We start from the raw sequence: 12,183 nt of genomic DNA on the forward strand, positions 1-12,183 counted from the left end.
GTGCAGGGTACGGAACTAGGTGGGTCGGTTCCCGAGTCGAACGCGGTGGACGGAGCGCAGGACGCGTTCCCGCTGTCCCCGGCGCAACTCGGAATCTGGTACGCCCAAGCCCTGGACCCGCAGGTGCCGATCACCATCGCGCAGTACGTCGACCTGCGCGGCGACTTGGACGTCGACCTGCTGGAGCAGGCCAGCATCGACGTCTCCACCGATCTCGGCACCGGTTTCCTGCGCATCGTCGAGCGCGACGGCGAGCCCATGCAGTACATCGATCGCGCGCTCGCCCAGCACGACAAGGTGATCCGGGTCGATCTGCGGGCGGAGGCCGACCCCGAGGCCGCCGCGCACGCGTGGATGCGCGCCGAATACAGCCGCCCGCTCGACCTGCTCACCGACCGCCTGATCCGGGCCGCGGTGCTGCGGTTGAGCGTGGACCGCTGGTTCTGGTACACCCGCGCCCATCACATCGCACTCGACGGTTTCGGTGCGGTCACCAACCTGTCCCGGGTCGCCGAGCTCTATTCGGCCGCCGTCGCCGGTCTCGAGCCGCCGCCGTCCCGCGCGACCGAGCTGGCCACCCTGGTCGAATCCGAACTGGCCTACCGCGACAGCACCCGATTCGCCGCCGACCGCGAGTACTGGGCGCAGCGGGTCGAAGGCCTCGAGGAGGGCACCAGCCTGACCGGGCGCAGCGCCGCCCCCGCCGCCGTCAACGGCGTGGTGACCCAGGCGCTGGCCCCCGAGTGCGAGGCGCTGCTCGCCGCCGCCGTAGAGCGCCACGACACCTCGCCCGCCGCGCTGCTGCTGGCCGCGTTCGCCGCGTACCTGGCGCAGTGGACCGGCAGCGAGGAGGTCATCCTCAGCCTGCCGGTGACCGCGCGCACCACCGCCGCCATGCGGCGCTCCGGCGGCACCACCTCCAACATCGTGCCGCTGCGGCTGCGGGTCGGCTACGACACCACCCTCGCCGAGCTGCTCAAGTCCGTGGCCGTCGAGGTCTCCGGTGCGCTGCGGCATCAGCGGTACCGGCACGAGGACATCCGCCGCGACAGCGCCGGCGACGGTGTGGTGACCACCCAGTTCTTCGGTCCCTGGGTGAACATCATGCTGTTCCACGACCAGCTGACGCTGGGGGAGATCTCCGGTCAGCTGCATGTGCTCTCGACCGGGTCGATCGAGGACCTGGGCGTCAACTTCTATCAGACGCAGGGCGGCACCCGGACCCGGATCGACTTCGAGACCAACCCCAACCTCTACACCGAAGACGAAGCGCGCCAGCATCATTCGCGGTTCATCGAGTTCTGCAGCCGTTTCCTGGCCGCGCCCGACCAGCAGCGGCTGTGGGAACTGCCGCTCACCACCAACGCCGAACGGGCCCGCACCCTGGTCGAGTGGAACTCCGCCGACCACGACGTCCCCGAAACCACCCTGGCCGCGCTGCTGGACGCGCAGATCGCCGCGACTCCCGGCAACGTGGCACTGGACTTCGAGGGCGCGACGCTCACCTACGCGGAGTTCGGCGCCCGGGTGAACCGGTTGGCGCGCTTGCTGATCGCCGACGGTGTGGGTCCGGAGTCGTTGGTGGCGTTGGGTATGCGCCGGTCGCTGGAGCTGGTGATCGCCATGCACGCGGTGGTGAAGGCCGGTGGCGCGTACGTGCCGATCGACCCGGACCATCCCGCCGAGCGGACCGCCTACATTCTGGAATCGGCTGCGCCGGTGTGTGTCCTGACCGTCTCGACCGACGGGCTGGAACTGCCCGCCGCCGTGCGCCGGGTCGAACTCGACCGCCTCGACGTCTCCGGTTTCTCGGCCGCGCCGGTGACCGACCGCGATCGCCGCGACGTGCTGCGACCGGACAATACGGCCTACGTCATCTATACCTCCGGTTCCACCGGCCGCCCCAAGGGCGTCGCCGTCTCGCACCACGCGATCGTGAACCAGCAGTTGTGGATGCTGCACGAGTACGGGCTCGACGCGTCGGATGTGTACCTGCAGAAGACCGCGACCACCTTCGACGTCTCGCTGTGGGGTTACTTCCTGCCGTTGATGTCCGGCGCGAAACTCGTTGTGGCGCACCCGGACGGCCATCGCGATCCGCTGTACGTGGCCGACATGATCGAGCAACACGGCGTCACCGTCACCGACTTCGTGCCCTCCATGCTCACGGTCTTCGTGGCGCACGCCACCGCCGCACAGCTGCGCACGCTGCGCGCGGTGTTCGTGATCGGTGAGGCGCTGCCGCCGGAAACCGGTGCCGGTCTGCGGGCGATCAGCACCGCGGGACTGCACAACCTGTACGGACCCACCGAAGCCGCGGTGTCGGCGACGATCCGGGACGTCACCGCCGCCGACGTGGTGACCGTCCCGATCGGTGTTCCCGAGTGGAATGTCGGTGTGTACGTGCTGGATTCGCGACTTCGTCCGGTACCGATCGGCGCTTCTGGTGAGTTGTATCTGTCGGGCCGTCAGCTGGCGCGAGGCTATCGGGGTCGTCCGGATTTGACTTCGGATCGGTTCGTGGCCAATCCGTTCTCGGGTTCGGGTGAGCGGATGTATCGGACCGGAGATCTGGTGCGGTGGAGTGCTTCCGGGGTGTTGGAGTACATCGGCCGGACCGATTTCCAGGTGAAGTTCCGCGGTCAGCGGATCGAGCTGGGTGAGATCGAGACCGTCCTGCTCGCGCACCCCGCCGTGGCCCAGGCCGCGGTGTTCGTGGCCGATACCGCGACCGGTCAGCAGCTGGTGGCGTATGTCGTTGCCGCGCCGGGCAACTCGATCGACCCGGTCGCGCTGACCGCTTTCGCCGGTGAGCGGCTGCCCGGCTACATGGTTCCCGCGTCGGTCATGGTGCTGGACGCGTTCCCGCTCAACACTTCCGGCAAGCTGGACCGGAAAGCGTTGCCGGAGCCGGTGTTCGCCGCCGCCGCCGGCTACCGGGCGCCGCGCACCCAGGCCGAGGAGGTCGTCGCCGGGCTGTTCGCCGACGTGCTGCGCCGCCCGCTCGTGGGTATCGACGACAACTTCTTCGAACTGGGCGGCAACTCGCTGATCGCCACCCAGCTGGTCACCCGGATCTCGGGCGCCTTCGGGATCCGGCTCGGCGTCCGCGCGCTGTTCGAGACCCCGACCGTCGCCGGGATCGCCGCCCGCGCCGAAGCCGAGACCGCCGACACCGCGCGGCCGCGGCTCGCCGCCCGCCCGCGGCCCGCCCAGCTGCCGCTCTCGCCCGCCCAGCAGCGGATGTGGTTCCTCAACCGCTTCTCCGTCGGTGGCGCGGCGGCCGCCGAGGCCGCCTACCACATGCCGATGGCGTTGCGGCTGAGCGGCGCCCTCGACACCGACGCCTTCGCGGCCGCACTCGTCGACGTGATCGACCGGCACGAGACCCTGCGCACCGTCTACCCCCAGACCGCCACCGGCCCGGTCCAGGTCATCCTGCCGTCCGGCCGCACCACCACCGGCCTGGTGATCGCCGATATCACCGAAGATGAACTGCCACAACAGCTTCGAGAGCTGACCGGCACCGAGTTCGACGTCACCGTCGAGGTCCCGATCCAGGCCCGGCTGTTCCGCATCGCCGCCGACAACCACGTGTTCGCCTTCGTCGTGCACCACATCGCCGCCGACGGCTCGTCGGTGGTGCCGTTCATGCACGACCTCATGACCGCCTACCTGGCCCGCTCCACCGGTTCCGCCCCCGGCTGGGCTCCGCTGCGCATCGGCTACGCGGACTACGCGCTGTGGCAGCTCGAGCTGCTCGGCGCCGAATCCGACCCCGACTCGTTGGTCACCCGTCAGCTCGACTACTGGCGGACCACCCTGGCCGGCCTGCCCGACCAGCTGGACCTGGCCACCGACTTCCCCCGCCCGGCCCGCCAGAGCCTGCGCGGCGGACGCGTCGGCTTCGCCCTCGACGACCGGTTGCACCGTGCGCTGGTCGATCTGGGCCACGCGCACGGCGCCACACTGTTCATGGTCGTGCACGCCGCGTTCGCCGCGCTGCTCGCCCGGCTGTCCGGGACCAGCGACATCGCCGTCGGTACCCCGATCGCCGGCCGCGGCGACGACCAGATCGAGCCCCTGATCGGCATGTTCGTCAACACGCTGGTCCTGCGCACCGAGGTCGTCGCCGACGAGTCCTTCCCCGCGCTGCTCAACCGGGTGCGCGGCGTGGACCTCGGCGCCTTCTCGCACGCCGAGGTGCCGTTCGAGCGCCTCGTCGAGGTGCTCAACCCGGAGCGTTCCACCGCCCGGCACCCGCTGTTCCAGGTCGGCCTGTCGTTCCAGAACCACGACAAGGCCACGCTGGAGCTGCCCGGCCTGACCGCGACCCGGATCGATCTGGACGACGAGATCGCCCAGTTCGACCTGCACCTGTTCGCGTTCGACCACTACACCGACGAGCGCGAGCCCGCCGGCCTCGACCTGGAACTGGGTTACGCCAGCGAGCTGTTCACCGCCGCCACCGCCGAGCGCTTCGCCGCGGCCCTGCGGATGGTACTGGAAAGCATTGTGGCGCAGCCGGACACGCTGATCGGCTCGATCGATCTGCTCGGTGACCGGATGCGCCGGGAACTGCTGCACGACGCCAACCGCACCGGCCACCCGCTGGTTCCGGCGACGCTGGCCGACCTGGTCGACCAACAGGTCGCGGCCACCCCCGACGCGGTCGCCCTGCTGTCCGCCGACGGCCGGATCTCGCTGCGCTACAGCGAATTCGACGCGCGCGTGAACCGGCTGGCCCGGCGACTGCTCGACATCGGCGTCGGCCCCGAGGTGCCGGTGATCCTCGCCCTGCGCCGCAGCATCGACCTGGTCGTCGCCATGCACGCCGTGGTCAAGGCCGGCGGCGTGTACGTGCCGATCGACCCCGACCACCCGGCCGACCGGATCGCCTACATCATCGACACCGCCAACCCGGCCTGCGTGCTGACCGCCGCCGACGCCGCGGCCGCCGTATCCGGTGTCTCGGTTCCGCTGCTCGACGTCGACCGGCTCGACCTGTCCGGCTATGCGAGCGGACCGGTCACCGACGCCGAACGTGGTGCGCCGCTGCGCCCCTCGAACACCGCGTACATCATCTTCACCTCCGGCTCCACGGGCCGGCCCAAGGGCGTCGCCATCCCGCACTCGGCGATCGTGAACCAGCTGCGCTGGCTGTGCACCACCTACGACCTCGGCAGCACCGACCGGGCCCTGCTCAAGACGCCCGCCACCTTCGACCTGTCGGTGTGGGAGTTCTGGTCGCTGCTGGTCAGCGGTGGTTCGCTGGTCGTCACCGCCGCCGGAGACGAACGCGACCCGGACCGGCTGCGCGAGCTCATCGACACCTACGACGTCACCGTGCTGCACCCGGTCCCGTCGCTGCTGGGCATGCTGCTCGCCGGTGGCAAGGTCCCCGCATCGCTGCGCGCGGTGCTGGCCATCGGTGAGGCGATGCCGTCGGCGACCGCCGTCGAATTCCTGGAGAACAGCAGCGCCGCCACCCTGGTGAACCTCTACGGCCCCACCGAGACCGCCGTCTCGATCACCGCCTTCCCGGTCACCGAGCGGCCCGCCCACAACGTGGCGATCGGCACCCCGGCCTGGAACAGCCGGGTCTACGTGCTGGACGGGCGGTTGCAGCCGGTGCCCGTCGGGGTCCCCGGCGAGCTGTACCTCGCGGGCGCGCAGCTGGCCCGCGGCTACTTCGGCCGGGCCGCGCTGACCGCCGACCGGTTCGTCGCCGACCCGTTCGCCGGCGCCGGCTACCTCGACTCCGACGAGACTCCGGACCCGTTCGACGTGGGCGCCCGGATGTACCGCACCGGCGACGTGGTCCGCTGGCGCGGCGACGGCGTGCTCGAGTACCTCGACCGCGCCGACTTCCAGGTCAAGATCGGCGGCTTCCGCATCGAGCTGGGCGAGATCGAGACCGCGCTGCGCGGACTGTCCGGGGTGACCGCCGCCGTGGCGACCGCCCACCGCGGCGGCGACGCCGGTGCCCGCCTGGTGGCGTATGCCGTTGTGCCGGAAGTGTTCTCCGCCGGTGCGCCCGCACCCGAGGCGCGGCAGGCCGCCGCGCAGCGACTGCGGGACGCACTCACCCGAGAGCTGCCCGCCTACATGGTGCCCGCCTCGATCGTGGTGCTGGACGCGTTGCCGCTCACCGTCAACGGCAAGGTCGACCGGGCCCGGCTGCCCGAACCCGAGTACTTCCAGGAGGTGTACCGGGCACCCGGCACCGTGACCGAGCGGCTGGTCGCGCAGACCTTCGCCGAGGTGGTCGGGGTCGACAGCGAACAGGCCAGGATCGGGCTGGACACCGATTTCTTCGCCCTGGGCGGTAATTCGCTGATGGCGACCCGGCTGGCCGCTCGCATCGGCGCGGTGCTCGGTGTGCGGGTGCCGCTGGCGTCGATCTTCGAGGCACCGACCGTCGCCGGGCTCGCCGAACGGCTCGCGACCGCCGAGGAACGCGACGCCCGGCCGGTACCCACCCGCCGGGCCGGGAGCGGTCCCGCGCCGCTGTCGCTGGCGCAGCAGCGGATGTGGGTGCTCAACCGGCTGCAGCCGGACTCGTCGGCCTACCACGTCCCGGCCTTCATCCGGCTCTCCGGCGCCGTCGACCTGCCCGTGCTCGAGGCCGCGCTGCGGGATGTCCTGGGCCGCCACGACATCCTGCGCACCCGCTACCCCGAGCGCGACGGCGTCGCCGTGCAGGAAGTGCTCGCGCCCGGCGCCGTCGCCTACGACCTGACCCCCGTTCCCGTCGCCGCCGACCGCCTCGACGCCGAACTGACCGACTTCGTCAACGCCGCGTTCCGCGTCACCGACGAGGTGCCGTTGCGGGTCCGGCTTTTCCAGCCGGCCGGCTCCGGCACCGACTACCTGCTGGCGGTGGTGCTGCACCACATCGCCGCGGACGGTTTCTCCGTCGCGCCGATGACCAAGGACCTGATGCTGGCCTACACCAGCCGCCTCGCCGGAACCGAGCCGGACTGGGAGCCGCTGGCCATCCAGTACGCCGATTACAGCCAGTGGCAACGGGATTGGCTGGGCGACGTCGGCGACGCCGGCAGCGTCATGGCGCAGCAGCTCGCCTTCTGGACCGACGAACTCGCCGGCGCTCCAGAACAACTCGCGTTGCCGACCGACCGGCCCCGCCCGGTCCGTCGCGAGATGACCGGCAGTGCGGTCGAATTCGAGCTCGACGCCGACCTCACCGAACGGCTCAACGCGCTCGCCCGCCAGCAGGGCACCACCCTGTTCGGCATCGTGCACACCGCGTTCGCGGTGCTGCTGGGCAAGCTCTCCGGGCAGCGGGACATCACCATCGGTGTGCCCGTCGCCGGACGCGGTGATCGGGTGCTCGACGAACTGATCGGCATGTTCGTCAACACCGTCGTGCTGCGCACCGACATCGACCCGAAGGCCACCTTCACCGAACTGCTGCACCGGGTCCGCGACCGGGACCTGGCGGCCTTCGCCAACGGCGACGTTCCCTTCGAACGGGTCGTGGAGTCGGTGCTCGGCCCGCGCGGCCGGGCGAGCGGGGTGAGCCCGCTGTTCCAGGCGATGCTCACCTTCCAGAACATCCCCGACAGCGGCCTGGCCCTGCCCGGCGTGCGGGCCCAGGTGCTGGAGTACTTCCCCGCGGAAGCCAAGGTCGACCTGCACCTGACCGTGCTGCAGGACTACGACGCGCACGGCGCCGTGCGGCGGCTGCGGACCCACTGGTCCTACGCCACCGACATCTTCGACGCCGCCACCGTCGAACTGCTCGCGCAGCGGCTGCGGCAGATCCTGGCCACCGTCGCCGGTGACCCGGCCATGGCGATCCGCGCCATCGACGTCCGCACCGAGGACGAGCGCAACCGGCGCACGGTGCGGCCCGCCGCCGCGGAACGGCAGCCCGCGAACGGTATCCCGCTCGCCGAACTGCCCGGCCTGATCGCCGCGGCCGCCACCGCCGTCCCGGAGGCCGTCGCCTTCCAGCTCGGGGAACGGTCCGTCACCTATCGCGACCTCGCCACGAAGATCACCGCCACCGCCCGGGCCATGGGCGCGGCGGCGAAGCCCGAGGCCCTGGTCAATATCGCGCTGGCCGGGCTGGTCCCCGGCGTCATCTCCGCCCTCGGCGCCGGCGGTCTCACCCAAGCGTTGCGAACGCTCGCCACGGAAGCGCGCGCGCTGGCTCTCCGATCCGACAGCTCTACAGGAGGAAATCTCTGATGACGCACGCAGAGTCGACCGCAGTCCGCCGCCTCGGCAGCCCTGCTGTCCTGCGGAGTGCTTACGGCGCCGGAGATCTCCCGTTCCTGATCAGCACCGTCGCCGACCTGGACCCGGACCGGATCGCGGTGCGCGACGGTGAGCTCACCGTCAGCTACGGCGCGCTGGCGCTCGAGGTCGACGCGCTGGCGATCGCCATGGACGGTGTGCTGGAGGCCGAGGCGCTGGTGCAGGTCGTCGTCTCCAGCCAGCTGCCGAGCCTGCTGGAGGGCCGCGACGGCGCGCTGGCCGAGGTGCTCGACGAACTGCTCGAGGACTGCCTGGACGCGGCCGGTGGCGTGCTGTCGCCGCGGCTGTCCCCGATCGAGACCCTGACCTCGCTGTTCGAAGAGCAGGTGCGCCGCACCCCGGACGCGATCGCCCTGCAGTTCGGGTCCGAGGAGCTGACCTACGCCGAATTCTTCGCCCGGGTGAGCACGCTCGCGAACCGGCTCGTGGAATCCGGTGTCGGCCCGGACGTCATGGTCGCGCTGTCGGTGCGACGGTCGGTGGAACTGCTGGTCGGCATGTACGCCGTCCTCGCGGCCGGTGGCGCGTACGTGCCGCTGGACCCGGAGCACCCGGCCGACCGCATCGCGTACGTGCTCGATGTCGCGGCCCCGGCGCTGGTGCTGACCACCACCGCCGACCGCCCCGAGACCCCGGCGGGTGTCCCGGTGCTGTGCATCGACGAGTTCGAGCGCACCGTGACCGGCCCGGCGTCTTCCGCGCCGAGCTCGAATCCCGAACTGCCGCAGCCGATGTCGGACAACATCGCCTACGTCATCTTCACCTCCGGATCGACCGGCCGGCCCAAGGGTGTCGCGGTGTCGCACCGGTCGGTGATCGCCAACCTGCGCTGGCGGCAGCGGATGACCCCGCTGACCGCCGCCGACGCCGTGCTGCAGAAGACACCGTTCACCTTCGACGTGTCGGTCTGGGAGTTCTTCTGGCCCCTGCAGGTCGGCGCCCGCCTGGTGATCGCCGCACCCGACGGCCACCGCGACCCCGCCTACCTGCTCCACGCCATCGCGGCCCACGACATCACCGTCGCCCACTTCGTGCCCTCCATGCTGTCGGTGTTCGTCGCCGAGGCCGCGGCGGCCGGAACGGTGCCGGATTCGTTGCGCGCGGTGATGTCCTCCGGCGAGGCACTCCCGCCGGCGACGGCGGCGGCGTTCCGCGATGTCAGCGGCGCCGCGCTGATCAACCTTTACGGTCCGACCGAGGCCGCCATCGACGTGACCGTGCACGAGGTCACCGCCGACGACCTGGTCACCGTTCCGATCGGGTCGGCCGCCGACGACACCGATCTCCTAGTCCTCGACGACAACCTGCGCCCGGTCCCGGAAGGAGTCGTCGGCGAGCTGTACCTCGCCGGCGTCCAGCTGGCCCGCGGCTACACAGGACGGCCCGCGCTGACCGCGGACCGGTTCGTCGCGAACCCCGAGGGTGCCCCAGGTGACCGGATGTACCGGACCGGTGACCTGGTGCGTTGGCTGCCGTCGCGCGACGGCGGCCTGCCCGAGCTCGAGTACCTGGGCCGCAGCGACTTCCAGGTGAAGTTGCGCGGTCTGCGGATCGAGTTGGGGGACGTGGAAGCAGCTCTGCTGCACCACGATTCCGTCGCCCAAGCCGTCGTGGTGCTGTACCACCACGCCGGTGGCGACCACCTGGTCGGCTACGTGGTCGCGGCGAACGGCCACGTAGTCGACCCCTCCTCCGTGCTCGCGGGTGCCCGCACCCAGCTGCCCGAGTACATGGTGCCGTCGGTCCTGACGGTGCTGGACGAGATGCCGGTCAACGCCAACGGCAAGCTCGACCGCAAGGCGCTGCCGGACCCGGTCTTCGATTCCGGTACCACGGAATACCGTGCGCCCGCCACCCCGGCGGAGCAGGCCGTGGCGCGGATCTTCGCCGATCTGCTGGGCGCCGAGCGGGTCGGCGCCGACGACGACTTCTTCGCGCTCGGCGGCAACTCGCTGATCGCGACCCGGGCCATCGCGCAGATCACCGCGGCCCTGGGTATTTCGCTCGACGTCCGCGACTTCTTCGAGCTGCCCACCGCCGCCGGGGTGGCCCGGCTCGCCGCGGCCGCCGGCGAACCGGCCGTCCCGCGCCCGGCGCTGGTCGCCGGTGAGCGCCCGGCTGTGCTGCCGCTCTCGCCCGCCCAGCAGCGCATGTGGTTCCTCAACCGCCTGGCCTGCGACGAATCCGGCAGTCCCGCGGCGATTGCCGCCGGTGCCGACCCGTCCGCCGTGGACAACATCGTGCACGCGCTGCGGCTGACCGGTGTACTGGACGTCCCGGCCCTGGCCGCCGCGATCGCCGACGTCGTCGACCGCCACGAGGTCCTGCGCACCCACTACCCGCTCACCGCCACCGGCCCGGTCCAGGTCGTCGATCCGGTCGTGACCGTCTGCACCGCAACGACTCCCGACGGCGGCCCGGCCTACGACCTGTCCGTGACCGACGCCGCCCCCGCCGACGTCGAGGCCGCCGTCCGCGCCTTCGCCGGTCGCGGTTTCGACGTCGCCGCCGAGGTGCCGCTGCGCGCCCGTCTCCTGCGCCTGAGTGGCGAAACCGACTCTGACGCAGTCGAATCCGCTGACCCGGCGGTCGCCGCGTACGTTCTCGTGCTCTCCGTCCACCACATCGCCGCGGACGGCGTCTCCATGCTGCCGCTGACCCGGGATCTGGTGGCCGCCTACGCGGCCCGTGCCGCCGGGTCCGCCCCGCAGTGGGCCCCGCTGCCGATCCAGTACGCCGACTACGCCCTGTGGCAGCACCGGATCCTGGGCGCGGAGTCCGACCCGGAATCGATTGCCGCACAGCAGCTCTCGTTCTGGACCGAGGAATTGCGCGAACTGCCCGCCCAGATCGACCTGCCGGCCGACCGGCCGCGCCCGGCCGAGTCCAGCTACCTGGGTGCCGCCGTCACCCTCGAAGTGGACGCCGAGCTGCGCGCCGCCGTGGAGCGAATCGCCCAGCAGGGCAAGGCCACTCCGTTCATGGTGCTGCACGCCACCCTCGCGGTGCTGCTGGCGCGCATGTCCGGCACCGCCGATATCGCCATCGGCACCCCCGTCGCCGGCCGTGGTGACGCCGCCCTGGACGAGCTGGTCGGCATGTTCGTCAACACCCTGGTGCTGCGCACCGGCGTCGAACCCGCCGACACCTTCAGCGAACTGCTCGCCGGAGTCCGCGACCGCGACATCCGTGCCTTCGCCCAGCGGGACGTCTCCTTCGAACGCCTGGTCGAGGTGCTCAACCCGCCGCGCGCCCGCAACCGGCACCCGCTGTTCCAGGTCGCGCTGTTCATGCAGAACATCGGTGCCACCCGGCTCGAGCTGCCCGGCCTGGCCGCCGAGTCGCTGGCACTGGACCCCGGCTTCGCCAAGTTCGACCTGCAGCTGATCGTCACCGACACCGACGCCGCCGGCTACCGCCTCGAATTCACCTACGCCACCGACCTTTTCGAGGCCGACACGGTGCGCGAGCTGGGCGCCAAGTACCTCCGCCTGCTCGCCGCGTTCACCGACGGCACCGATCCCGTCGTCGGCGACGTCGCACTGCTCGACGGCAGCGAACTGGACTACGTCACCCAGAGCTGGAACGCCACCGGCGCGCGGGTGCACGAGCAGTACCTGCACCAGGGCTTCGACGCCCAGGCGGCGCGGACCCCGCGGCGCACCGCGCTGGTCAGTGACGAGACCGGCGCCGAACTCACCTATGCCGAACTGTCGGAACAGGTCTCGCGCCTGGCCCGATACCTGATCGAGCGCGGTGTCGGCCCGGAATCGCTCGTCGGGCTCGCCATGCCGCGCTCGATCGAGCAGGTGATCGCCATGTACGCGGTCCTGCGCGCCGGCGGCGCCTTCGTCCCGCTGGACCCCTCGCACCCCGCCGACCGGATCGGCCACATCC

2 protein-coding genes (1 of these 2 running past the window's edge) are annotated in these 12,183 nt (G+C 71.2%); both read left to right on the forward strand.

The annotated features are described in order from the left end of the window. A complete protein-coding gene (locus EBN03_RS20325; RefSeq protein ID WP_147471646.1) occupies positions 1-8,217 on the forward strand; it encodes an amino acid adenylation domain-containing protein in 8,217 nt (2,738 codons plus the stop codon). Next, positions 8,217-12,183 carry the 5' portion of a non-ribosomal peptide synthetase gene (locus EBN03_RS20330; RefSeq protein WP_122189640.1) on the forward strand. It continues 24,545 nt past the right edge of the window, so the window shows 3,967 of its 28,512 coding nt (coding positions 1-3,967); its start codon is at positions 8,217-8,219; its stop codon lies beyond the right edge, outside the window. The genes EBN03_RS20325 and EBN03_RS20330 overlap by 1 nt, the downstream gene beginning before the upstream one ends.

The organism is Nocardia stercoris (genome assembly GCF_003696265.1).
In the GTDB taxonomy this organism is placed as follows: Bacteria; Actinomycetota; Actinomycetes; order Mycobacteriales; family Mycobacteriaceae; genus Nocardia; species Nocardia stercoris.